The organism is Pseudescherichia sp., from assembly GCF_032052675.1.
Taxonomy (GTDB): domain Bacteria; phylum Pseudomonadota; class Gammaproteobacteria; order Enterobacterales; family Enterobacteriaceae; genus Pseudescherichia.
The window spans coordinates 283937-308989 of the sequence record NZ_DAMBWA010000003.1; the positions used below are offsets into that span (position 1 = coordinate 283937).

Annotated in this window: 20 protein-coding genes and 1 pseudogene; 10 read left to right on the forward strand and 11 right to left on the reverse strand. The window is 56.5% G+C overall.

All coding sequences use genetic code 11. The annotated features are described in order from the left end of the window. Positions 1-134 precede the first annotated feature (134 nt). Entirely contained in the window at positions 135-1631 is a 1497-nt protein-coding gene (gene pitA / locus RTX96_RS06155; protein ID WP_103820395.1) for an inorganic phosphate transporter PitA, read from the reverse strand. A gap of 231 nt (positions 1632-1862) precedes the next feature. Here pitA and RTX96_RS06160 point away from each other — a divergent pair, with 231 nt between their 5' ends. Further along, entirely contained in the window at positions 1863-3059 is a 1197-nt protein-coding gene (locus tag RTX96_RS06160; RefSeq protein WP_312670555.1) for an NAD(P)/FAD-dependent oxidoreductase, read from the forward strand. A gap of 8 nt (positions 3060-3067) precedes the next feature. On the opposite strand, the gene lysC is transcribed toward RTX96_RS06160, so the two are convergent. Further along, positions 3068-4429, reverse strand: coding sequence for a lysine-sensitive aspartokinase 3 (gene lysC / locus RTX96_RS06165; RefSeq protein ID WP_312268469.1), 1362 nt, complete (start codon positions 4427-4429; stop codon positions 3068-3070). Between the two features lie 440 nt (positions 4430-4869). Here lysC and RTX96_RS06170 point away from each other — a divergent pair, with 440 nt between their 5' ends. Next, positions 4870-6255 carry a diaminobutyrate--2-oxoglutarate transaminase gene (locus tag RTX96_RS06170; RefSeq protein WP_312268470.1) on the forward strand — a complete coding sequence of 462 codons (1386 nt, stop codon included), beginning with the start codon at positions 4870-4872 and terminating at the stop codon, positions 6253-6255. Positions 6256-6272: 17 nt separating this feature from the next. Continuing rightward, a complete protein-coding gene (locus RTX96_RS06175) occupies positions 6273-7736 on the forward strand; it encodes an aspartate aminotransferase family protein (RefSeq protein ID WP_312670558.1) in 1464 nt (487 codons plus the stop codon). 55 nt (positions 7737-7791) lie between these two features. On the opposite strand, the gene RTX96_RS06180 is transcribed toward RTX96_RS06175, so the two are convergent. From RTX96_RS06180 to RTX96_RS06195, 4 genes are all read right to left on the reverse strand, one after another. Next, a complete protein-coding gene (locus RTX96_RS06180) occupies positions 7792-9765 on the reverse strand; it encodes a PhoX family phosphatase (protein WP_312670560.1) in 1974 nt (657 codons plus the stop codon). An 86-nt stretch (positions 9766-9851) separates the two neighbouring features. After that, positions 9852-10844 carry an alpha/beta hydrolase gene (locus RTX96_RS06185; protein WP_312670562.1) on the reverse strand — a complete coding sequence of 331 codons (993 nt, stop codon included), beginning with the start codon at positions 10842-10844 and terminating at the stop codon, positions 9852-9854. Between the two features lie 19 nt (positions 10845-10863). Continuing rightward, positions 10864-11658, reverse strand: a complete 795-nt coding sequence (locus RTX96_RS06190) for an SDR family NAD(P)-dependent oxidoreductase (protein ID WP_103820389.1) — start codon at positions 11656-11658, stop codon at positions 10864-10866. A 44-nt stretch (positions 11659-11702) separates the two neighbouring features. Beyond that, positions 11703-12557 (reverse strand): LysR family transcriptional regulator, encoded by an 855-nt coding sequence (locus RTX96_RS06195; protein WP_103820388.1) that lies wholly within the window; start codon positions 12555-12557, stop codon positions 11703-11705. A gap of 98 nt (positions 12558-12655) precedes the next feature. Between RTX96_RS06195 and RTX96_RS06200 the strand changes: the two genes are divergently transcribed. Continuing rightward, positions 12656-13162, forward strand: coding sequence for a phenolic acid decarboxylase (locus RTX96_RS06200; RefSeq protein ID WP_312670565.1), 507 nt, complete (start codon positions 12656-12658; stop codon positions 13160-13162). A gap of 36 nt (positions 13163-13198) precedes the next feature. On the opposite strand, the gene RTX96_RS06205 is transcribed toward RTX96_RS06200, so the two are convergent. Beyond that, positions 13199-14260, reverse strand: coding sequence for an AI-2E family transporter (locus tag RTX96_RS06205; RefSeq protein ID WP_103820386.1), 1062 nt, complete (start codon positions 14258-14260; stop codon positions 13199-13201). A gap of 155 nt (positions 14261-14415) precedes the next feature. Between RTX96_RS06205 and RTX96_RS06210 the strand changes: the two genes are divergently transcribed. Further along, positions 14416-15624: an MFS transporter gene (locus tag RTX96_RS06210; RefSeq protein ID WP_312268475.1), complete on the forward strand. Its 1209-nt coding sequence runs from the start codon at positions 14416-14418 to the stop codon at positions 15622-15624. A 37-nt stretch (positions 15625-15661) separates the two neighbouring features. Here the strand turns inward: RTX96_RS06210 and RTX96_RS06215 are convergent, their stop codons facing one another. Both RTX96_RS06215 and RTX96_RS06220 read right to left on the reverse strand, forming a co-directional pair. Next, positions 15662-16219, reverse strand: a complete 558-nt coding sequence (locus RTX96_RS06215; RefSeq protein ID WP_103820384.1) for a DcrB family lipoprotein — start codon at positions 16217-16219, stop codon at positions 15662-15664. A 72-nt stretch (positions 16220-16291) separates the two neighbouring features. Next, positions 16292-16957, reverse strand: coding sequence for a 7-cyano-7-deazaguanine/7-aminomethyl-7-deazaguanine transporter (locus tag RTX96_RS06220; RefSeq protein WP_312670567.1), 666 nt, complete (start codon positions 16955-16957; stop codon positions 16292-16294). Positions 16958-17124: 167 nt separating this feature from the next. Between RTX96_RS06220 and tusA the strand changes: the two genes are divergently transcribed. Further along, entirely contained in the window at positions 17125-17373 is a 249-nt protein-coding gene (gene tusA, locus RTX96_RS06225; protein WP_103820612.1) for a sulfurtransferase TusA, read from the forward strand. 78 nt (positions 17374-17451) lie between these two features. On the opposite strand, the gene RTX96_RS06230 is transcribed toward tusA, so the two are convergent. Together RTX96_RS06230 and RTX96_RS06235 are read right to left on the reverse strand one after the other, a co-directional pair. Further along, entirely contained in the window at positions 17452-19506 is a 2055-nt protein-coding gene (locus tag RTX96_RS06230) for a beta-galactosidase (RefSeq protein WP_312670568.1), read from the reverse strand. Between the two features lie 11 nt (positions 19507-19517). Further along, the gene (locus RTX96_RS06235) at positions 19518-20750 is read right to left on the reverse strand and encodes an oligosaccharide MFS transporter (protein ID WP_103820381.1); all 1233 of its coding nucleotides are present in this window, start codon (positions 20748-20750) and stop codon (positions 19518-19520) included. A 313-nt stretch (positions 20751-21063) separates the two neighbouring features. Here RTX96_RS06235 and RTX96_RS06240 point away from each other — a divergent pair. From RTX96_RS06240 to RTX96_RS06255, 4 genes and pseudogenes are all read left to right on the forward strand, one after another. Next, positions 21064-22065 (forward strand): annotated as a pseudogene (locus RTX96_RS06240) (LacI family DNA-binding transcriptional regulator); the annotation flags it as partial. Positions 22066-22213: 148 nt separating this feature from the next. After that, entirely contained in the window at positions 22214-23197 is a 984-nt protein-coding gene (locus RTX96_RS06245; protein WP_312670570.1) for a TRAP transporter substrate-binding protein, read from the forward strand. Between the two features lie 23 nt (positions 23198-23220). Next, complete coding sequence (locus RTX96_RS06250; protein ID WP_312670572.1) at positions 23221-23730, forward strand: TRAP transporter small permease; 510 nt, start codon at positions 23221-23223, stop codon at positions 23728-23730. 10 nt (positions 23731-23740) lie between these two features. Beyond that, positions 23741-25027 carry a TRAP transporter large permease gene (locus tag RTX96_RS06255; RefSeq protein ID WP_103820377.1) on the forward strand — a complete coding sequence of 429 codons (1287 nt, stop codon included), beginning with the start codon at positions 23741-23743 and terminating at the stop codon, positions 25025-25027. Positions 25028-25053 lie beyond the last annotated feature (26 nt).

Genomic DNA, 25053 nt, shown 5'->3' on the forward strand with positions numbered 1-25053 from the left:
TCAGGCATAAAAAAGCGGGCACTGGTGCCCGCTTTTTGTTTGTTTTGCCCGGCGGCGCTCTGCTTGCCGGGCCTACAGGAGGGTGCGATTCGTAGGCCGGGTTAGCGTAGCGCCACCCGACATGACGCAGCCGATTAAATCAGGTGCAGCGCCACCCAGTACAGCGCACCGGAGAGGAAAATCGCAGCGGGCAGGGTCAGCACCCAGGCCATCAGGATGTTGGTCACGGTTTTACGCTGCAGGCCGCCGCCGTCCACGATCATCGTTCCCGCCACTGACGAAGAGAGAACGTGAGTGGTCGACACCGGCATTCCGGTATAGCTCGCCAGGCCGATAGAGACGGCGGAGGTAAGCTGAGCCGACATCCCCTGCGCGTAGGTCATGCCTTTCTTGCCGATCTTCTCGCCGATAGTGGTAGCGACACGGCGCCAGCCAATCATCGTACCCAGACCCAGCGCCAGCGCCACCGCCATGATGATCCACACCGGAGCATACTCAATGGTGCTCAGCATATCGCCTTTCAGCTTCTTCAGCAGACGCTGATCGTCAGCGCTCACTTCCGGCTGCTTAGCCACCTTATCGGTGATATCAGAGATGCAGAGCATGATGCGGCGCAGCTGGCTGCGCTGCTCAATCGGCAGCTTGTCATAGCTTTCGATATTGGTCAGCATCGCTTTAGCGCGATCCAGCGCCACGACGGCGCGGCCTGCATGACAGTGGAACTCGCCGTTAGGGCCTACGGTCTGCTCTGGCGTTGGGATAACCGGATCGGCTCCGGTGGCCTTCAGCAGCAGGTCAGGATGCTGTTGGAACCAGGTCTCAACGTTGTTTACCGCGTCGCGGGTACGGGTGATGTCGTAGCCGGAGGCATTCATGTTCACCACGAAGCCTGCCGGCGCAACGCCAATCAAGACCAGCATAATCAGACCGATGCCTTTCTGGCCGTCGTTCGCGCCGTGCGAGAAGGCTACGCCGATTGCAGAGAGGATCAGGGCGATACGCGTCCAGAACGGCGGCTTTTTCTTGCCGTCCTGCTTTTCACGCTCGGCTGGAGTGAGGTGAATACGGGCGCGTTTCTTGGTATTGCTCCAGTAGCGACGGAGGATAAACACCAGGCCGCCCGCAAAGACCAGGCCGACAATCGGCGACAGGATCAGCGAAGCGAAGATGTTGATGACCTTCGGCACGTTCAGCGCATCCACCAGCGAGGTACCGGTCATCAGCGCGTTGGTTAAACCAATCCCGATAATGGCACCGATCAGCGTGTGTGAACTGGAGGCCGGAAGACCAAAGTACCAGGTACCCAGGTTCCAGATGATGGCGGCCAGCAGCATGGAGAAGACCATCGCAAGGCCGTGAGCGGAGCCAACGTTCAGCAGCAGATCCGTCGGTAGCATATGCACGATGGCATAGGCTACGCTCAGGCCGCCAAGCAGAACGCCAAAGAAGTTGAAGAGTGCCGCCATGACGACCGCTATCTGCGAGCGTAATGCGCGAGTATAGATCACGGTTGCCACTGCGTTTGCTGTGTCATGGAAGCCGTTAATCGCTTCGTAGAACAGCACAAAACCCAGAGCAAGTAGTAATAACAACCCGGTATGAAGATCCAGGCCAGCAAACAAATGTAACATAGGACGTTACGCCATTTTTGAGGTCATGAACGCCGCGCATTATCATGGACATTCGCAGCGGGGGCAAAGTGAAATATAGCTTTTTTTTGATATTTATCCTGCTCCTGTAACGGGCAGTAAATAATTATGTCATAAATTTCAAAGAAATGACCATTTTCACTACCATTTACGCTGGTGCGACCACCGCATAAAATTTACAATCCGCGCCGGATTAGCGAAGAGGAATGGAGTGTGGAAAGGTTTGATGCCGTTATCATTGGGGCCGGCGCGGCGGGGATGTTCTGTGCGGCGATGGCCGGACAGGCGGGCTGCCGGGTGCTGTTGCTGGACAATGGTAAGAAACCCGGACGTAAAATTCTTATGTCTGGCGGCGGTCGCTGCAACTTTACTAACCTTTATGTCGAACCTGCGGCCTATCTGAGCCAAAACCCGCATTTTTGCAAATCCGCGCTGGCGCGCTATACCCAGTGGGATTTCATTGATCTCGTTGGCAAGCACGGTATCGCCTGGCATGAGAAGACGCTGGGTCAACTTTTCTGCGATGACTCCGCGCAGCAGATTGTTGATCTGCTGGTGGCGGAATGCACAAAGGGAAATGTGACCACCCGCCTGCGCAGCGAGGTGCTCGACGTCACCCGCGACGATGCAGGCTACACGCTACAGCTCAACGGCGAAAGCGTGGTCACCAACAAGCTGGTGATTGCCAGCGGCGGCCTGTCTATGCCTGGCCTGGGTGCATCGCCGTTTGGCTATAAAATTGCCGAGCAGTTTGGCCTGAAGGTGCTGCCAACACGGGCGGGTCTGGTGCCGTTCACCCTGCACAAGCCGCTGCTGGAGCAGCTGTCGCTCCTCTCCGGCGTATCGGTGCCCTCGACGATCGCCGCAGAGGACGGGACGGTGTTCCGCGAAAGCCTGCTCTTCACCCACCGCGGCCTCTCGGGTCCGGCGGTGCTGCAAATCTCCAGCTACTGGCAGCCCGGTGAGTTTGTCATCATCAACATGCTGCCGGAGTGCGATCTGGATGCGTTCCTGAGCGACCAGCGCGCTGCCCATCCGAACCAGAGCCTGAAGAATACGCTGGCGATGCAGCTACCGAAACGGCTTATCGAGTGCTTACAGCAGCTGGGGCAGATCCCGGACGTGACCCTAAAGCAGCTTAACGGTCGTGAACAGCAGACGCTGGTGGATAACCTTACCCGCTGGCGCGTGCAGCCCAACGGCACCGAAGGCTACCGTACGGCGGAGGTGACGCTCGGCGGCGTCGATACGCATGCGCTGTCATCGCGTACAATGGAGGCACGCAACGTACCGGGACTCTACTTTATCGGCGAGGTGATGGACGTCACCGGCTGGCTGGGGGGATATAACTTCCAGTGGGCATGGTCAAGCGCCTGGGCCTGTGCGCAGGCGCTTGCAGAGCAGAAGTGACGCTATGGTTACTCCAGCAGGCTGCGGTGTAACGCTTTAACCGCGCTGTCTGCGGATGCTGCCGGCAGCAGGAAGCAGAGGCTTTGACTGGAAGCACCGTGACAAATCATACGCACGGCGTGCGTCTCCAGCTCGGCAAAGACCTCTTTACACACTGCAGCCTCCTGAGGGAGCGCGTTGCCAATCAACGAAACGAGCGCCAGCCCGGTCTCGATCTCAACATGGCAGTGTGACGACAGCTCGGTAAGCAGGGCGGTAGTCAGCGTATCGGCCTCGCCTGAGGTAGAGCCGGTGGAGTTGAGGATCAGCGCGATACTCGTCTCCGAGGTGGTCACCAGATCGATCGCCATTTCGTGACGCGATAAAATCGCAAACGTCTCCGCTAAGAAGCGGTGTGCTGGCTGCGCGTTAAGGCTGGATAACGTCAACAGCGTCTGCTGACGGCGCACGGCCAGGGCGCGATAACGCGACGGCTCCAGCACATCGCGGCGAACCAGCGTTCCGCCCGCAGACGGATTATTGCTGGCCCCAACGAAAACCGGAATATTTTTGCGCATGGCGGGTAGCAGCGTAGCCGGGTGCAGCACTTTGGCGCCAAAGGTCGCCATCTCCCGGGCTTCGGAGAACGACAGGCTATCAATACGTTTCGCCTGCGCCACGATCCGGGGATCGGTGGTATAGATCCCAGCGACATCTGTCCAGATATCCACACGTGAGGCATTAAGCGCCTCGGCCAGCAGAGATGCGGTATAGTCACTGCCGCCACGACCCAGCGTAGTGGTTTGCCCCGTTGCGTCGCTGCCAATAAAGCCCTGGGTCACTACCAGCGCCTGTTCGATACGCGGACGTAGACGCTTTTCCGCCAGCTCGGCAATGGCGTCGATAGCCGGTACAGCGCAGCCAAATGTATCATCGGTGCGAATGACTTTGCGGGCATCAAACCACTGCGTTTCTACTTCACGTTCACGCAAGATTTCCACAAACAGCAGGGAGGACATCATCTCCCCGTGGCTTACCAGCTCATCGCACAGCGTGGCGGAAGGGGAGTCGACAGCCTGTTCAGCCAGGCGGCTAATATTGTCCAGCAGACGATCGATCTCCTGACCAATGGCGTCTGGCTGTTTCAGGCGTGAAATAATGTTGTATTGCAGGGCGCGCAGTGTCGCAATTTTGTCCAGCCGAACAGGGCTCTCCAGACCGGAAGCGAGTTCGACTAACAGGTTGGTCACGCCTGCGGAGGCAGACAACACAACCAGACGAACGTTTTTATCAGCAAGAACGAGGGTGGCACTACGGCTCATCGCGTCAAAGTCAGCAACGCTGGTTCCGCCAAATTTGGCGACGATGATGTGTGGATAAGTGTGAGTCATAACAATCTCATATCAGGGCGCCATATCGATATGGCATGAAAATTTTCATTTCGGCATAAGGGAAGTGCTCTTCACCTTACGAAATGTCCGCCCGCGAACATTTCTACTTAAAACTCAGGAACCTGCTCTCATTGCCTTTCACAGGTTGCCGGGGGGGATCGCATAAATAGTTAAATAAGTGCTTCCTTATAGGTTTGGAATTTTAAACGCGGGCATAGTAAGTGATTTAACCCGTTGAATCGATATTTTCTTTAACGTTTATGTCAAACCGATGTGAAAACATTTTTTGTCATTGATTTTTAAACAAATTTACACAAAATGCTGCAAAAAATAAAAGATTGAGTCCGCTGCTGAAAACACATATATTAGCCGCGATTTTTACCCCCCCTTAAACCCTTATTCAACTCGGTGTTAAAACAACGCCAGGTTGTAGGAGAGATATGATGACGGATAAAGTCCGTATTGATTCTTTGAGTGCTGATTCATTCCCGCAAAGCAATGAGACCCTTCTCGCCCGACAGGCTGAGTTCGAATCCAACGTCAGAAGCTATCCGCGTAAATTGCCGTTAGCAATTACCAAAGCGCAGGGCGTCTGGATCACCGATGCAGATAATAAACAATACCTTGACTGTCTTGCAGGCGCGGGAACGCTGGCGCTGGGCCATAATCACCCTGAGGTGATCCAAAGCATTCAAAGCGTCCTTACCAGTGGCTTACCGTTACATACGCTTGACCTGACCACGCCATTAAAAGATGAGTTCTCTGCTTATCTGCTCTCGCTGCTGCCGGGCCAGGGCAAAGAGTACTGCCTGCAGTTCACCGGGCCTTCCGGCGCGGATGCCGTTGAAGCGGCGTTGAAGCTGGCGAAAAAAGTGACCGGACGTTCCGGCGTTATCAGCTTCTCCGGCGGTTATCACGGCATGACGCATGGCGCGCTCTCCGTAACCGGTAACCTGTCGCCGAAAGAAGCGGTCAACGGCATGATGCCGGAAGTGCAGTTTATGCCTTACCCGCATCAGTACCGCTGCCCGCTGGGCATCGGTGGCGAAGCCGGTGTGAAAGCGCTGACCTACTACTTCGAAAACCTGATTAACGACGTCGAGAGCGGCGTGCGTAAACCTGCTGCCGTGATCCTTGAAGCCGTACAGGGCGAGGGCGGCGTGAACCCGGCCCCGGCCGAGTGGCTGCAGCGTATCCGTAAAGTGACTCAGGAGCACGGCATTCTGCTGATCCTTGACGAAGTCCAGGCGGGCTTTGCCCGTACCGGTAAATTCTTCGCCTTCGAGCACGCCGGTATCGAGCCGGACATCATCGTGATGTCGAAAGCGGTAGGCGGCGGTTTACCGTTGGCCGTGCTGGGTATTAAAAAGCAGTTCGACGCCTGGGCGCCGGGCCACCATACCGGTACGTTCCGTGGTAACCAGCTGGCGATGGCTACCGGTCTCACCACGCTTAAGATCCTGAAAGAAGAAGGCATTGCCGATCAGGTTGCTGAAAAAGGTGAATGGCTGAAAGGCCAGCTGGCTGAAATGCAGAAACGCTTCCCGGTCATCGGGCATGTGCGCGGTCTGGGCTTGATGATCGGTATTGAGATCGTTAAACCGCAGGAAGCGCAGGATCATATGGGCTGCTATCCGGCGGACGGCGAGCTCTCTGCGCTACTGCAGAAAAAATGCTTCGAAGCGGGCCTGATCCTCGAGCGCGGCGGTCGTGGCGGCTGCGTACTGCGTCTGCTGCCGTCCCTGCTGATCGACAAAAACGAGCTGGGGATTTTCCTCGATAAATTCGAAAACGCGCTGCTGAGCGCTGGCGTGAAGCCTGTTTAATCGGAGCAAATGAGCACATGTCAGATCTAAATCCGATTCTCTCTGGTTCCGCGCAGAGTATTGCTGCCTATCAGGAAGCGATTGAGCAGAGCACGCAAGCGGTGGTGCAGTGGCTTAAGCAGCCTGAGATGTATCAGGGTAAAACCGTTGCGGAACTCCGTGAGCGCATCAATTTAGAGTTTACTGCTCAGGGCCTGGGTAACCAGGCCGCCATTGAGCGCGCCGTGGAGTATTTCCTCAAGGACAGCCTCTCTGTGCACCATCCACAGTGCGTGGCGCATCTGCACTGCCCGAGCCTGGTCATTAGCCAGGCGGCGGAAGTGCTGATCAACGCCACCAACCAGAGCATGGACTCCTGGGACCAGAGCCCGTCGGCGACCATCATCGAGATCAAGCTGATTGAGTGGCTGCGCGAGCAGGTAGGCTACCAGGCGGGCGACGCCGGGGTCTTCACCAGCGGCGGTACGCAGAGCAACCTGATGGGCCTGATGCTGGCGCGCGATGCCTTTTTTGCTCGCCAGGGCCACTCCGTTCAGCTGCACGGTCTGACCGGTAATCTCAGCAAAATTAAAGTGTTATGTTCTGAAAACGCCCACTTCTCTGTGCAGAAGAACATGGCGCTGATGGGGCTGGGTTACCATGCCGTGACGCTGGTGAAAACCGATCGCTTCTCGCGTATGGATCTCAACGATCTCAAAGAGAAGCTGGCGCAGGCGAAAGCCAACGGTGAGCAGGTGATGGCCATTGTTGCCACCGCAGGCACCACCGATGCGGGCGCGATCGATCCGTTAGCTGAGATCGCCGCGCTGGCGGCTGAAGAGCAGATCTGGGTGCACGTGGATGCGGCCTGGGGCGGCGCGCTGCTGCTCTCTGAGAAGTATCGTCACTTCCTCAATGGCCTGGAGCTCGCGGACTCCGTCACGCTGGACTTCCACAAGCAGTACTTCCAGACCATCAGCTGTGGTGCGTTCCTGCTGAAAGATGCGCGTCACTATCAGCTGATGCGTTACCAGGCGGCGTACCTGAACTCTGATTTCGACGAAGAGCAGGGCGTGCCGAACCTGGTATCCAAATCGCTGCAAACCACCCGCCGTTTCGATGCGCTGAAGCTGTGGATGGGCCTGGAAGCGCTGGGTAAAAAGCAGTATGCCGAAATCATTGATAACGGCGTAACCCTGGCACAGCAGGTGGCGCAGTTTGTGGCTGAACAGCCGCAGCTGGAGCTGGTTATGCAGCCTCAGCTGGCCAGCGTGCTGTTCCGTTTCCGTCCGGAAAACGGCGATGCCGCAGGCGTTGCGCTGCTGAACCAGCGTATCGGCGATGCGTTGCTGGCCTCCGGGGCGGCGAACGTGGGCGTAACGGAAGCTGACGGTGTGACCTGCCTGAAGCTGACCCTGCTCAACCCGGTTGTTTGTCTGGAGGACGTAAAAGTTCTGCTGGCAAGCGTGATAGCCTGCGGACAGCAGCTGCACAACGCCTGATTGCAACAGACGTAAAAAAAGCCGACGGCAGCAATGCCGTCGGCTTTTTGCTTTTCTAGCTGCCGATCAGCCCGCCGTCGGCTTTCACAATCACCACCGTCGAGGATCGCGGACGACCGTTCGGATCGGCATCTGGCCAGTTCGACACCGCACGCGGATTTGCCGGATCGGTAATGCCGTCGCCAACTTCGCCAGGGTGCTGGATATTAATAAACAGCGTCCGGTTATCCGGGGTAAAGGCGATGCCGGTGATCTCGCAGCCGCGCGGCCCGGTGAGGAAGCGGCGATACTCGTTGGTACCCGGAATGGTCGCTACCATCTGGTTGTTACCCATATCGGCATACGCTTTCTGGTTGATGGTGCTGGAGGAGACGTCGGTCTGGATCCACAGCACGCCGCGATGGTCGAACGAAAGGCCATCCGGGCTGCCAAACGCGGCCCCCTGCATGGAGCCTTTCGCCTGCGGATCGGCGCCGTCGGTGCGGCCCGCCATCACCAGGATATCCCACTGGAAACGCCCTGACGCCGGATCGTTGTTCTCTTCCAGCCAGTGCATGATGTGGCCAAACTGGTTGTTGGCGCGCGGGTTGGCAGCGTCGACCGGCGCCTTGCCCTCTTTGCCGCGATCGCTGTTGTTGGTCAGGGTACAGTAGACGCTGCCGGGGGTATTCGGATCGACGGTGATCCACTCCGGGCGATCCATCTTGGTCGCGCCTACAACGTCGGCGGCAAGACGGGTTTTAATCAGCAGATCGCCCTGGCTTTCGAAGCCGTGGCGCTGATCGAGACCGTTCTCGCCAAACACCAGCGGGAGCCAGCTGCCGCTGCCATCCTCGTTAAATTTCGCCACGTAGAGCGTGCCGGAGGTAAGCAGGTCCATGCTGGACTGGCGGTTGGCCGGATCGTACTTTTTGTCCGAGACAAATTTATAGATGTATTCGAACTTCTGGTCGTCTCCCATATAGACGACGACGCGGCTGTCTGCAGCGAGGGTGACCATTGCACCTTCGTGCTTGAAGCGACCCAGCGCCGTATGCTTGCGCGGTGTGGAGGTTGGATCGTAGGGGTCGATCTCCACTACCCAGCCAAAGCGGTTCGGCTCGTTCGGGGTTTTATCTACGCTAAAGCGCTCGTCCACCTCGTTCCAGCGGTAGGAGTCGTCGCTGTCGGCGATGCCGTAGCGTTTCTCCAGTGCGTTGCGATCGGCCTTCTTCACAAAAATATCGGACCAGTTCTCTTCGCAGGTGAGGTAGGTTCCCCACGGCGTATGGCCGTTGGCGCAGTTCTGCATGGTGCCCAGCACCTGCTCGCCCTGCGGATCGGCGGCGGTTTTCATCAGCGGCTGATGGCGCGCCGGGCCGGTGAGCTGCATCGGGGTGTTAACGGTGATGCGACGAGCGAATGAGGAGGGGCGCACCACCTGCCAGTCACCGCCGCGCTTCTGCACTTCAATAACCGAGATGCCCATCGCGTTCTGCCCCTTGCGGGCTTTGTCGAGATCCCAGTTGGCGTCGCCATCCTTAAACAGCATGCCGTTATCAATATACTCATGATTCATCGCCAGCAGGCCATGATCGGAGCTGTCTCCGCCCTGCGGCAGGCTAAACCACGCCATGCCATCATGGTGCATGCCCGCCTGGGCCGCCTGCTCATCGGTGGTGTTGCTGCCGTCAGTCTTGAACGCGGGCATCGCCTCCTTCAGACCCACCGGCTCGCCCCAGCGATAGAACGGCCGCGCGATATAGCCCTCCGGCACCCTCACCGTATCTTCAGAAGAGACCGGAATGCTGGTGAACCCCAGCGAGACCGCCTTAGCCAGTGCAGAAGGACGGCCAACGGCGGCAAAGGCCGCCTCCGGTTTCACCAGCAGCGGGAAAGAGACCGCCGCGCCCGCCACCACGCCCATCTGTAACAGACGGCGACGGGAGAGGAAGACGTTCGCGACGTCGGAAAACACCGGGTTGGCGCTGCGGTTACTGATCTCTTCGCTATGTTCTTTTTTGAATAGGGATTTTAACGGTCTGCTCACGAGGGCGTCCTTTGGTTACCAGAGAGTAAAGTGACGCCATCAGACTAAGTAAATATTGTTACAGTTTTATAACAATTAACCGCAGATTACGACTGTAAATCCTTTAGCAGCGCCTCGTGGAAGCGCGCCGGATCTTCCATCTGCGGGGCGTGGCCCATGCCGTCAAACTCCACCAGCGTTGCGCCGGGGATCTGTTTCGCGGCCTCTTTACCCAGCACGCTATAGTTACCCACGGCCTTTTTCACCTCCGGTGGGGCGGTATCGCTGCCAGGGGCGGTCGTATCCCCGGTGCCGATAAACAGCGTCGTCGGTATCCGCAGATCTTTAAACTCATAGACCACCGGCTGGGTGGCGATCATGTCGTAGAGCAGGGCAGAGTTCCACGCCACGCGCTCTTTACCCGGCCCGTTGCTCAATCCGGCCAGCATATCGACCCACTTGTCATACTCCGGCTTCCAGTTGCCCATGTAGTAGGTCTTCTGCTCATAGGCTTTGATACTCTGGGCGCTGGTTTTCAGCTCGCGTTGATACCACTCGTCGACGCTGCGGTAGGGCACGCCTTTGGCTTTCCAGTCCTCAAGGCCGATGGGGTTAACCATCACCAGCTTCTCGGTCTGTTGGGGGTACATCAGGGCATAGCGCGTGGCCAGCATCCCGCCGGTGGAGTGGCCTACAATGATGGCCTTCTCAATCCCCAGCGAGTCGAGCAGCTGGTGGGTATTGCTTGCCAGCTGCTGGAAGCTGTACTGATAGCTGGCGGGCTTGGTAGAGGTGCAGAAACCAATCTGATCCGGGGCAACGACGCGATACCCCGCATCATGCAGGACGCGGATTGTCTCCTCCCAGGTGGCGGCGCAAAAGTTTTTGCCGTGCAGCAGCACCACCGTGTGACCGTTGGGCTTATCCGCCTGAAGATCCATATAGCCCATGCTGAGCGGCTGTTTCTGCGACTGAAAATCAAACTTTTTGAGTTCCCAGGGGTAGTTAAAACCTTCCAGCTGTTCACCGTACTCTGCTGCCGTTGCCGCACCGCTAAAGAGCAGGGCGGCCAGCATACAGCGTGAGATTTGCATAGGCATAACGCTTCTCCACGCGGGGTTATACGATATCGTCTACCACGCCACCGTCGACGCGCAGCGCCGCGCCAGAGGTCGCCGAGGCCTGGGTTGAGCAGACGTAGACCACCATATTGGCAACTTCATCCACCGTGGCGGCACGCTGGATCACCGAGGTGGGACGGTTGGCTTTCACAAACTCGGTGGCGACCGTCTCCAGTGATTTGCCGGTTTTATCGATCTCGCTCTGCATCATGGCGGCAAAGCCGTCGGAAAGCGTCGGGCCGGGCAGCACGCTGTTGACCGTCACGCCGCTGCCCGCGACGTATTTTGCCAGCCCGCGCGCCAGTGACAGCTGCGCCGTTTTGGTTACGCCGTAGTGGATCATATCCGCCGGGATGTTAAGGGCCGATTCAGAAGAGATAAAGACCACCCGGCCCCAGCCTTTCTTCACCATCCCCGGCAGCAGCGCACGCGCCAGGCGAACGCCGGACATGACATTGGTTTGCCAGTACGTATCCCAGGTGGCGTCGTCAGTGGTATTGAAATCTGACGGACCGTAGATGCCCGCGTTGTTGACCAAAATATCCACGGACGCGGCAGTTTTCAGTACCGATTCAACGCCCTCGGGGGTGCTAAGATCGGCGATGGTGGCCCGCACCTCTACGCCCGGTACCGCCTGCTGCAGCTGCTGAATGCCCTGGTTCACGCTCTCCTGGCTGCGACCGTTGAGGATCACTTCCGCACCGCTCTCCGCCAGCCCGCGCGCAATTGCCAAACCAATCCCGCCGGTAGAGGCCGTCACCAGCGCAACTTTTCCCGTCAAATCAATTTTCATCGTTTGCTCCCGTAGATGTCATTACTGAACGTTAAGCATAGACGCTACTTTGCGGAGGTCAGGAGTTTCAGTAGTGTCTTAACCTGTTCATCCAGGGGCATTAAGTCTTTCTTTACAATCAGGTGCAGGGGGGTGGCGCGGCGCACGCCGTGGCTCAGAGGCAGCGTTTTTAAGATACCCGCCTCCAGCTGCTCGCGGATCCGCTCTTCCGGTAGCCAGCCGTATCCCACCTGGTACATCACCGCTTCAATCGCAGCATCAATAGTAGAAAAGGTCCAGGCTTCGCTGGTGGACTGCTGAGTACTGTCGCTCTCGGCGATACGGATCAGCGGCCAGGCAGAGAGCGCTTCGTCATTGAGTGTACTCAACGCAAAGAGCGGATGGTCTCGATGGGCCACGGCGATGAAATCAACGTTCATCAGCCACTCTCCGCGTCCGGTCATATCCTGCCGGCGCGGCAGGATCATCACGTCAGCTTCCGTATGCGCTGGCAGGGCCACGTTTTCCTGGGCTTCGGTGAGGTGAACCTGGGTCTGGGGATAACAGTGCTGAAACTGGCGCAAAGCAGCGAAAAGATGGCTGCGGGGAAAAATGCTGTCGACCACTAAATCAAGGCGGGTGCGCATACCGTTCCGCATTGTAGACGCACGCGTTTCGACATAGGCAAACGCCTTCAGCAGGGGCTTAACCTGTTTCAACAGCAGCTCCCCGGCAGGCGTAAGTACGGCCCGTCGGCCTTCCGGCACTAAAAGCGCAATACCCAGACGCTCTTGCAGAAGCGCCAGGTTGTAGCTAACCGATGACTGGCTGCGATGCGTCTCTTCGGCGGCTTTAGCAAAGCTGCCCAGCTCAATCACTTTTTCCAGCAGTGACCACTGCTCAAGCGTTGTCTTGTGCATAATTTATCTAAAAATCTGATGAATATTATCCAAAATCAACGTTATTAATTCATAATTTGCAGCGGTACGCTATCTCTATCAGATGAAGGAGGTAAAAAATGAGCAGCTTTGATAAACACGATCTACGTGGTTTTGTGGGTAAACATCTGGTCTATACCTATGACAACGGCTGGAACTACGAAATTTATGTGAAAAATGAGTCGACGCTGGACTACCGTATCCATAGTGGGATTGTCGGCAATCGCTGGGTGAAAGATCAGCATGCCTATATTGTGCGGGTTGGCGAGAGCATCTATAAAATTTCATGGACCGAGCCAACCGGTACCGACGTTAGCCTGATTGTTAACCTTGGCGACCGCCTGTTCCACGGGACGATCTTCTTCCCGCGTTGGGTCATAAACAATCCGGAAAAAACCGTCTGCTTCCAGAACGAGCACATTCCTCTTATGGAATCCTACCGCGAGGCGGGACCTGCCTACCCAACGGAAGTGATCGATGAGTTCGCGACGATTACCTTTGTGCGCGACTGCGGGGCAAATAACAACAGCGTTATCGCCTGTGCAGCCAGCGAACTGCCAGAGAACTTCCCGGAAAACCTGAATTAAGCGCACCGGGTGCAGGCAGCCGCTGGCGAGAGAGCTCTACCCTGGCAGCTTACTTTTTGGTCGGCCAGGGCCGAGCAGGATAGCCAGCTTGCTGCCGCCTTTGGTGGTCTCCATCCAGATTTTGCACACGCTGGTGAGCGGCACCGAGAGCAGCATGCCCACCGGCCCCAGCAGCCAACCCCACACCAGCAGCGAGAGGAACACCACCAGCGTGGACATCCCCAGCCGGTGGCCCATCATCCGCGGCTCAAGGATGTTGCCCAGCAGCATATGCACGACCAGGAAGAGTGCGCCGACCATGAAAAACTCATAGTAGCCGTTGAACAGCAGTGCCTGGATCATTGGCGGAATGGCCGACAGCACGGAGCCGATATTGGGCACGTAGTTCAGCAGAAACGCTAGCACGCCCCACATCAGGGCGAACTGTACATCCAGCAGAAGTAGCCCCAGCCAGATTATGACTCCTGTCCACAGGCTGATAAGCGTCTTGAGCGCCAGATAGTGCGACACCCCTTTCAATGCCCGGTGCAGGCCCGCGATATGGATCTGCGGATTATTCAGCGCGAAGCGCAGCTTGTAGGGTACGTGACGTACCTCAAACAGCATAAATACGACCGTCATCACCAGCAGAACAATGCTGGCCATCGCGTTAGAGAGCTGTGCCATCAGCGTAGTGGCGAAGGTCATCATCTTATCGGAGTCCATGCGCTGCAGCATGCGCTCCGGCGAGATATGCAGATTCAAAAAAGGCAGCGCCTGCTGGAGGGCGACAATTTTGCGCGTTAGCTCCCGGTTATATTTGGGGAGCAGATTAATAAAATCGGTTGTCGAGGCGGCGAGTACGCCAAACAGGGCGGTAAGCACGATCAGCATCACCACCACTACAATCGTAATGGCGATAGGGCGTTTAATGCCGCGGCGTAAAAACCAGGTGACCAGAGGATTAAGGACGATGGCAAAGAAGAGCGCCAGCAGAAGCTGGACAATAATATCGGCCGCCGCATGAATGCCCGCCAGGATGATGACCAGCGCGGCCAGTTTAACCAGTATGTGCAGTCCTGCTCTATCACCAGATTTTTCAGGCAATACGTTAAGCATGTTGAATTCCTTTTATCGCTGTGCACGTTAATTGTAGTGCCTTGTTTGGGCTTCGCTTAAGACGGATAATCTTATTATTACTGCTGATTTTCACGTCGCGTCGTGATAATAGTGAAATACTCCTGTAAAGAACCGTTGTAAAACTGGTGAGCTTCATGCCTGAACCCGTCGCCGACCCGGCGCTAAGCGGAGTGCGTCTCAATCTGCGCATTGTCTCCGTAGTGATATTTAACTTCGCAAGCTACCTCACGATTGGCCTACCGCTGGCCGTTTTGCCTGGCTATGTTCATGACGTCATGGGCTTTAGCGCCTTCTGGGCGGGACTGGTTATTAGCCTGCAATATTTCGCCACCCTTCTGAGTCGCCCCCATGCCGGGCGCTACGCCGATGCGTTGGGGCCAAAAAAGATCGTACTCTTTGGCCTGTGCGGCTGCTTTCTCAGCGGCGTCGGCTACCTGTTGGCAAGCGTTAGCAGCGGCTGGCCCTTCATCAGCCTTGTACTGCTCGGCGTTGGAAGGGTGATCCTCGGTATTGGCCAGAGCTTTGCCGGTACCGGCTCGACGCTCTGGGGCGTGGGTACGGTGGGGTCGCTGCACATCGGCAAGGTGATCTCCTGGAACGGCATCGCCTCCTATGGTGCGATGGCGCTTGGCGCGCCGCTGGGGGTGCTCTGCTTCCACTACGTTGGCCTCACCGGGCTGGCCCTCACCGTTATGGCCGTGGCACTGGTGGCGTTTCTCTTTGCTCTGACCCGTCCGGCGGTGAAGGTGAGCAAAGGCAAGCCGCTGCCGTTTCGCGACGTGCTGGGGCGCATCTGGCTCTATGGGATGGCGCTGGCGCTGGGCTCGGCCGGGTTCGGCGTTATCGCCACTTTTATTACCCTTTTCTACGATGCCAAAGGCTGGGACGGCGCGGCCTTTGCTTTGACCCTCTTTAGCTGTGCCTTTATCGGTGCGCGGCTCTTTTTCCCGAACGGCATCAGCCGGTTAGGCGGCCTCAACGTAGCGCTGATCTGCTTTGCGGTTGAGACGCTGGGATTGATACTTACCGGCCTCGCCTCTGCGCCGTGGATGGCGAAAGTGGGTGTGCTGCTGGCGGGGGCGGGATTCTCGCTGGTCTTCCCGGCGCTGGGTGTCGTGGCGGTCAAAGCGGTGCCGCAGCAGAACCAGGGTGCGGCGCTGGCGACCTATACGGTATTCATGGATCTGGCCCTGGGCATAACCGGACCGGCGGCCGGGCTGCTGATGGCGTGGATGGGCGTCTCGTCAATCTACATCGCGGCGGCAGGGCTGGTGGCGGTGGCACTACTTCTGACGCTGAAGTTAAAAAAACGGCCTCCGCTGGAGACCGTTTCAGAATCGTAGGCCCGGCACGCAGCGCGCCGCCGGGCGTTATACACAACTAGTTAATCACGATGGTGTTGATAATATTCTCTGCTGCGCTCTGCGCCTGCTGCTGGTTTTCCGCCGGCAGCGTCACCTGGATAGTCAGCAGCTTACCATCAACCTTACCCAGCACCACGGAGGACCAGGCGGTCTGGCCTTTCGCGGAGATAATGCTGTCCAGCTGCTGCAGCGTGTGGCCCTTAACCTCGATAGATTTATTGGTCACCACCTGCAGTTGCGGATCGCGGCTACGCTGCTGCTCTTCCAGGCGTTTCGCCAGCACCGGCAGCTCTTCATTGGTGTTATCCCCAGCGATCACGATCACCGCTTTCTGGCCGGTGGCGTCAGAGTAGACGTGCATGTTGTTCGCCTGGGTACCCAGCTTGCCGCTCTGATCGCTCATGTCGGCAGGCAGGGAGAAGGTGACCTTACCGTCCAGCAGGGTTACCGGTTGGCCGGTTGCATTGCTTTCCGACGCAGCGCCCTGCGCAGGCGTTTTCGTGTCGTTGTTATCACAGGCCGCCAGCCCCAACACCAGCAGGCCAATCCCGACGTACTTAACCAGATTGCGCATTGACTTCTTCCTTTCGATAAACGGCCAAAACGGCTCATAGGCCCATCTTATCACAAGTTGAGAAGCGTACCTTTAACTGGCCTGCAACGCGGAAATTTCAGATTTATCCGCCAGTCTTTTCAGGCACATATTCAGCAATACGCCATACATCGGCAGGAAGAATAGAATGCTGATAAGCACTTTAAAGCTGTAGTCCACCAGCGCGATTTCGGTCCAGTGCTGGGCCATAAACGCGTCCGGACTACGCCAGAAGGCAATAAAGAAGAAGGCGACGGTATCGCTGGCGTTACCGAATACGGTAGAGACGGTCGGGGCGAGCCACCAGCGTCGATTCTGACGCAGGCGGTTGAAGACGCGCACGTCGAGGATCTGCCCCAGGGTGTAGGCCATAAAGCTGGCAGCGGCGATGCGGGCGACGAACAGGTTAAAGTGTGCCAGCGCGCCAAAGCCCTGCCAACTGCCCATATAAAACAGCGACGAGACGATATAGGAGATAATCAGCGCCGGGATCATGACGGCAAAGATGATCCGCCGGGCGAGCGGTGCGCCAAAAATACGCACGGTCAGGTCGGTGGCGAGAAAAATAAACGGAAAGCTAAACGCGCCCCAGGTGGTATGGAAACCAAACACCGAGATCGGCAGCTGTACCAGGTAGTTGCTGGAGGTGATCACCAGCAGATGAAAAAGCGATAGCCAGAACAGCGCCTTCGTGCGCTGCGATTGCGAGAACTGCGTCATATTGTGACCTTTTTAGGAGTTGGGGTGAGGGAACCCAATTTGAACCGCCGCATCATACTGCTTTCACTACGCTTTGCAATGGTTAAAATGCACGCAATCGTTAACCTGGTTTGCTTTGCGATAATCGCGGCGTAAACTACAGCAGTTTTTGACTGTGTGAGATGAAAATGACCGATCTTTTCTCCAGCCCTGACCATACTCTTGATGCGCAGGGGCTGCGCTGCCCGGAACCCGTAATGATGGTGCGCAAAACCGTACGCACCATGCAGGCCGGGGAAACCCTGTTGATTATCGCCGACGATCCCGCCACTACGCGGGATATTCCCGGCTTTTGTCGCTTTATGGAGCATGAGCTGGTAGCCCAGCAGGTAGAGACGCTGCCCTACCATTACCTGTTACGTAAAGGGCAGTTATAACGCCCGGTGGCGCTACGCTTACCGGGCGTGGATACCACATCGTAGGCCGGGCAAACGCAGTGCCGCCCGGCGTTGAGATTACTCCGCCAGAAAGACCTCGACGCCAAAGGCGGGCAGCGCGTACTGCTGCTCCTGCCGCTCGCCGGTATTTAGCAGCGCCTCAAGCGGCCCGGCTTCCTGGGCCAGATCCAGCGTTACAGGCCGATCGCTAAAGTTCTGCACAAAGATATACCGCTTGCCATCCTGCTCTCGTACTGTTGCTACCGCCCCGTGCGGCAAGCGCAGGGTCGTGCAGGCTGATAACCCGTGTGTGCCCGCGATCGTCTGGTAGAAGTCTGTCAGAAAATCGCTTCCGGTTCTGGCTGCCAAATAGTATGCCTCTCCTTTGCCGTAGCGATTACGGGTGACGGCCGGTCTGCCCTGGTAGAAGTCCTGCTGATAAACGCCCAGCACCTCTGCTCCTTCGGTATGGATCAGATCGCACAGTTCAAGACAGGTATAGTCGCGAGTTGCGTTACCCCACGATGCAGCCGTCATCTTGATCTGGTTTGTTTCACCGTCGTACAGGCTGTCGATCTCTTCTGACCAGATGCCTAAAACGTCCCGCAGCGGACCAGGGAAGCCGGTGGTGTAACAGAGATCGTCCTCGTTAACGATCCCTGTCCAGTAGGTGGCAATAAAGATGCCGCCTGCGGCAACGAATTGGTTCACCCGGTCGGCAAACGCCGCGTTGACCATATAGAGCATAGGGGCAACAATCACGCGATACCGGCTGATGTCGGCGCGCTGAGAGACAATATCTACCTGAATATTTTGCTGCCACAGCGCCTGGTAGTGCTTATGCACGGTCTCTTCGAATTTGATTCCGCTGTTGCGCGGCCCCGCCGCATCGTTCACCGCCCAGCGGTTATCCCAGTCGTAGACAATGGCTACCTCGGCCCGGTAATCGCTCCCTGCCGCATCGGCTAGTTTCTCAAGCGCAGCGCCAACCTGTTTAACATCCTGCCCCACCCGCGTGTTGAGGTGCCCGACATGATCGACCACCGCGCCGTGCAGCTTCTCGCTGGAGCCACGGCTTTTACGCCACTGAAAATATTGCACCGAGCCAGAGCCGTGCGCCACCGCCTGCAGGGCCGAGAGCAGATGCATTCCCGGTTTTTTCAACTTGCTGATCGGCTGCCAGTTGGTTGCGCCAGGCGTCGACTCCATTAGCAGAAACGGTAAGCCGGGCTTCAGGCTACGCATCAGATCAAACGTAAAGGCGGTGTAAGAGGCAAGCGCCTGCTGATCCCGACGCTGATGCCACTCCGGGTAGCTGTCCCAGGAGACAAAATCGATCTCCTGGGCCAGACGCCAGTAATCGTAATCATAAAACGCGCCGTGAAAATTCGTTGTCGCCGGCAGCGCCGGGTTAAAGGATTTTACGGCCTCTATCTCATGGCGACAGAATAGCGCCACCTGTTCAGTGACGAAGCGTCGCCAGTCAAGGTTCAGGGCATGCACCGACTGCTCTCCCAGCGGCCCCGGGGAGTGGATCTGGCTCCAGCTGCTATATTCGTGGCTCCAGAAGGTGCTCCACCAGCGCCGGTTCAGGTTCTCCAGGCTCTGATATTTCTCCTTCAGCCAGCCGCGAAAGCTTTCCTGGCAGATCTCGCAGTGGCACTCCCCGCCATATTCATTGGAGATATGCCAGGCCAGCACCGCCGGGTGATTCGCGTAGCGCCTCGCCAGCTGCGCGTTTATCTTTCCCGTCAGCCGTAGGTAGGCAGGTGAGGAGTAGCAGTGATTATGCCGCTCGCCGTGCAGGTTCCGGGTGCGATCGCTATTGGTTCTTAATACCTCCGGATATTTTTCCGATACCCAGGCAGGCCTTGCGCCACTGGGCGTCGCCAGAAAAACAGAGATACCATTGGCATAAAGCTTATCGAGCACCTCATCCAGCCAGGCGAACTGATAGCGGCCCTCTTCAGGCTCCAGGGTTGACCAGCTAAATATACCCACCGACATCACGTTGCAGCGCGCCTCTTTCATCATCGCAATGTCCTGCTCGATAATGCCTGGCTGATGCAACCACTGATCGGGGTTGTAATCTGCACCGTGTAAAAAGCCTGGTACTGAAAATACGTTGCGCATGACCGCCTCCGTTAAGCTAAAGACTCTCTCTCCTGAGAAAGATTGATGGCCTGGCCTTTCCGGTTATGTAAAGAGAACACGGAGAAGAGCGTGAAGAGGCCGGAAATAAGGCCGAGAATGATATAGGCGTTGGCGAAACCAATGGTGTCGTACAGATAGCCGACGATGGGCGAGTAGACCGTGGTCGCAATGGAGGCGGCGAACAGCACCAGCAGATAGATGGTCGATGACAGCTTATGGTCAAAATTCTGCGCAATAAATTTAAACACGGCGATTAAAATCAGCGGCTTCTCGATGGCGTGCATCATTTTTACCGCGGCAATCCACACCGGGCCGAGAGGTACGGCGGAGCCAAGAATACGTACCGACATAATCGTACCGGCAATCACCAGCGCCCATTTCGCCCCCACGCGGTTTACAAACCACGGCATCAACCCCAGGAATAGCGTCTCAAAACAGACCTGTACCGAGGCGAGGGTGCCGTACCACTTATTCCCCACGTCCACACTGGAGAATTGCAGGGAGAAATACTGGGCGAACTGCTGGTCATAGGTATCGTAGATTTGCGTGACAAACAGCGTGAAGATAATCAGCATCCAGAACTGACGATTTTTTGCCAGTTCAAAGACATGTCCCGCCTTCAGGGAGGAGGTCATTCTCTCCTCTTCAACCGTGACCTCTATTTTGGTCAGCATAAAGCAGACAGCGGCTAATACGATGGCCGCGCTGGCCAGCCAGAAAGAGAGGTTGGGGTTGTCATTGATATTGCGGCCCACAATATAGGCCGCTGCGGCCCAACCCAGAGAGCCCCACATTCTGACCCGGCCATATTCAAAGGCGTAGCGACGAGAAATTTTATCGATATAGGAGTCAATAACGCCGCAGCCGGAGTTAAAGATAATCCCCAGATAGATCCCGCCAAGGATAGCGCCTAGCCAGAAGGTGCTCATCAGCAGCGGGGCATAGACGTAGATGAAGAATGGCCCAATCGGCAGCAAGAGGGCAACGATCAGGAAAATAAGCGATTTCTTCGTGCCGAATTTGTCAGAAATATAGCCAAAGAACGGCTGCATGGTTAGGGCAATAAAGGCGTTGATAGCGTAAAGCCAGCCGGTTTTAGTTGCGCTAATACCTAAGTGTTGCGTGGTCCAGATTACAAAAAAAGCCATCGTTGCCGACCAGGCAAACAGATAGAGAAAGTCGAAAATACTTAAAAGTATGTAGTTCCTTTTGCCGGTAACCATCTCTTTTTTCCTTATCAAGGAACAGAAGTCGGTGCTTCGCCTGCATTGCAGCGAATAGCGTTCTTTGGGTGTAACGAACGGGTGTGAACAGCACGATCGCGAAATGTATGACGTTCACATCCGTAGGTTACATACAATACCTGACAAATCTTTTGCACAACGTTCACCGCTGTGAAATGTAACCGTTATCACACAACGTATTTTTTTCTGACTGTAAACAGTGAACAAGATCGCAAAAAACTACCCTGTGAACGTAAGACATTTTGCTATCATAGAGGGGCGATTTTGAGAGGCAACAGAGTAAGGAGACAGGGTGAACAAGAGCAAAAATGCGACTTTGGAAGATGTTGCCCGCCACGCTGGCGTCTCTTACCAGACTGTCTCCAGAGTTTTAAATAAGTCAGTGAACGTTGCAGAAAAAACGCGTATCCGCGTTGAAAAAGCGATTGAAGAGCTACGCTATGTGCCTAACCGCCTTGCTCAGCAGCTGGTGGGCAAACAGACGCATACCCTTGGGTTGGTTACCACTTCGCTTGCGCTTCATGCCCCTTCGCAAATTGCCGCTTCGGTAAAAAAACATGCCCGCGATGCGGGTTATCACGTGCTTATCTCAATGATCGATGAAAGCGATACCACCGCTATTCAGCACTCAATTAATGATTTTAAGTCCCAGCTGGTCGACAGGATCATTATTAACGTGCCGCTGGAGAGCGCTATCGCAGAAGCGTTAGCGCAGCAGAACGAAGATGTCACCTGTCTATTCCTCGACGTTGCACCTGATAGCAACGTTTTTCACGTTATTTTCGATCCGACAAACGGCACGCGGGAGAGCGTCAAACGGCTTTATGAGCTGGGACATCGGCATATTGTGCTGATGCCTGGTCCACAGCATGCCGTATCGGCTCAGCTGCGTTTAGCCAGCTGGCTGGATAGCCTTAACGTGTACGGTCTGACGCCCAGCTCGGTGATCTATGGCTCATGGGATGCGCCGAGCGGCTTCGCTGGTGTGCAGACGCTGCTTAATGAGAAAAAAAGCTTTACCGCTCTGCTGGCAGGCAACGACCAGATGGCATTAGGCGCGTTGAGCGCGCTACACCAGGCCAATGTTGCCGTACCGGAGCAGGTATCGGTGGTGGGCTACGATGACAGCTATGAAAGTGCGTTCTTCATTCCCTCGCTGACCACGGTGCGTCTGGATCTGGATGCCCAGGGAAAAGAGGCGGTAGCAAAGGTGCTGGCAGCTGCGCCGGGCAGGTTATCGGAGAGCCGCATCCTTTCGGCAGAGTTTGTCGAGCGCCGTTCAACGGCTATTCGGACTACTGTTGTCACATAATTGAACCATCGTTTCACAATGTTGTTACTTTTGTGAGGCGCTTCACCTTGGTTTTTCCAGGCGTGGTGTAGTTTTTAAGCGGTTCGATACAACAACGCTAACACTACCTCTCTACCCTGGAGCTGACCCGATGAAAACGACCCTCAAGCCGTTAGTGGCTTCTCTGTGCCTGTCCACCGCGTCACTACTTTTTGCCCCGGGCGTTCTCGCTCAGGTTATCAAAGCTGCCGATGTTCACCCGCAGGGTTACCCTAACGTGGTGGCCGTAGAGCAGATGGGCGAAAAACTGAAACAGCAAACCGATGGCAAGCTGGAGATTAAAGTCTTCCCCGGCGGCGTGCTCGGGGACGAAAAGCAGATGATTGAGCAGGCGCAGATGGGCGCCATCGATATGATCCGCGTCTCTATGGCACCGGTTGCAGCGATCCTGCCGGACATTGAGGTCTTTACGCTGCCCTACGTCTTCCGCGATGAAGAACATATGCACAAAATCATCGACGGCGATATCGGCAAGCAGATCGGTGACAAGCTCACCGCCAACCCGAAATCCCGGCTGGTATTCCTCGGCTGGATGGACTCCGGTACCCGCAACCTGATCACCAAGGATCCGATCGTCAAACCGGAGGATCTGAAAGGCAAGAAGATCCGCGTTCAGGGTAGCCCGGTAGCGCTGGCGACGCTGAAAGATATGGGTGCTAACTCCGTAGCAATGGGCGTTAGCGAGGTCTATAGCGGGATGCAAACCGGCGTCATCGACGGCGCAGAGAACAATCCGCCGACCTTCGTTGCCCACAACTATATGCCGGTGGCGAAAAACTACACCCTTAGCGGTCACTTTATTACCCCAGAGATGCTGCTCTACTCCAAAGTGAAGTGGGACAAGCTCAGCGCTGACGAGCAGAAGAAGATCCTCACCCTGGCCCGCGAAGCGCAGTTTGAACAGCGCAAATTGTGGAATGCCTATAACCAGCAGGCGCTCGACAAGATGAAGGCGGGCGGCGTCCAGTTCCACGACATCGACAAAACGGTCTTTATCAAAGCGACGGAGCCGGTGCGCGCCCAGTATGGCGATAAGCATCAGGATCTGATGAAAGCCATCGCTGACGTCCAGTAAACCTGACCTGTTGTGGAGGACGTATGTCCAAAATCTACCTGAAGTGGATGGACCGTCTCTACCTGCTCGCTATGGCCGTGGCGGGCCTGTCGCTGCTGGTGATGACCATCGTGATCCCTATTGGCATCTTCTCGCGCTACGTGCTTAACCGCGGCGAGTCCTGGCCAGAGCCGATCGCCATCATCTGCATGGTGACCTTTACCTTTATCGGGGCCGCGGTGAGCTATCGCGCCGGGTCTCATATCGCGGTCAACATGCTCACCGATCGGCTGCCCGACTCGCTCAAAAGCCTGTGCGCCAGAGTGGTGGATCTGCTGATGCTGGGGATCTCGCTGCTGATGTTCTGGTACAGCTACTGGCTGTGCGTTGAGCTGTGGGAGCAGCCCGTGGCCGAGTTTCCTATCCTGACCTCCGGAGAGAGCTATCTGCCGCTGCCGCTGGGGTCGACAATTCTGATCCTGTTCGTGCTGGAGCGCCTGCTGTTTGGATCGCAGGAAAACCGTCCGATCGTGCTGATCGGCAACCACAGTTAAGGGGTGAAAAATGGATGCGTTTGTTTTGTTATTCACCCTCGCCATTCTATTGGCGCTGGGGATGCCGGTAGCCTTCGCCGTTGGGTTAAGTGCCGTAGCGGGTGCGCTGTGGATCGATCTGCCGCTGGAAGCATTAATGATTCAAATCACCAGCGGGGTGAACAAGTTTACCCTGCTGGCGATCCCGTTCTTTATCCTGGCGGGCGCGATCATGGCGGAAGGGGGTATCGCCCGGCGTTTGGTTAACTTCGCCTACATCTTCGTCGGCTTTATTCGCGGCGGCCTGTCGCTGGTAAATATCGTCGCCTCAACCTTTTTCGGCGCGATTTCTGGCTCGTCGGTGGCGGACACGGCCTCTATCGGCAGCGTGATGATCCCGGAGATGGAGAAGAAGGGCTACCCGCGCGAGTACGCGGCGGCGGTAACCGCCAGCGGCTCGGTGCAGGCCATTCTCATCCCCCCCAGCCACAACTCGGTGATCTACTCTCTGGCGGCGGGGGGCACGGTCTCTATCGCCACCCTGTTTATCGCTGGCGTGCTGCCGGGCCTGCTGCTCGGGGTGAGCCTGATGGTGCTCTGTCTGGGGTTTGCCCGCAAGCGTGGTTATCCGAAAGGCGAGCGGGTGCCGTTTAAGCAGGCGCTAAAAATCCTGCTGGATGCCCTGTGGGGGCTGATGACGGTGGTGATTATTCTCGGCGGCATTTTGTCGGGCATCTTTACTGCCACCGAGTCGGCGGCGGTCGCCTGCCTGTGGGCGTTCTTTGTGACCATGTTTATCTACCGCGACTATAAGTGGAGCGAGCTGCCGAAGCTGATGTGCCGCACGGTAAAGACCGTCACCATTGTGATGATCCTGATTGGTTTTGCGGCGGCGTTCGGGGCGGTAATGACCTACATGCAGCTGCCGATGCGCATCACCGAGTTCTTCACCTCGCTGTCGGATAACAAGTACGTCATTCTGATGTACCTCAACATCATGCTGCTGCTGATTGGTACTCTGATGGATATGGCACCGATCATCCTGATCCTGACGCCGGTGCTGCTGCCGGTGACTAACTCATTAGGGATCGATCCGGTGCACTTCGGCATGATCATGATGGTTAACCTCGGGATCGGGCTGATCACGCCGCCGGTAGGTTCGGTGCTGTTCGTTGCCAGCGCGGTGAGCAAGCAGAAGATCGAGACCGTGGTACGCGCCATGCTGCCGTTCTACGCCATGCTGCTGGTGGTGTTGGGGATGGTGACCTATATCCCGGCGATTTCGCTGTGGCTACCCGGAATTTTGGGGATGCAGTAATATTTGAGAGGGTTCGTGTCGTTGTA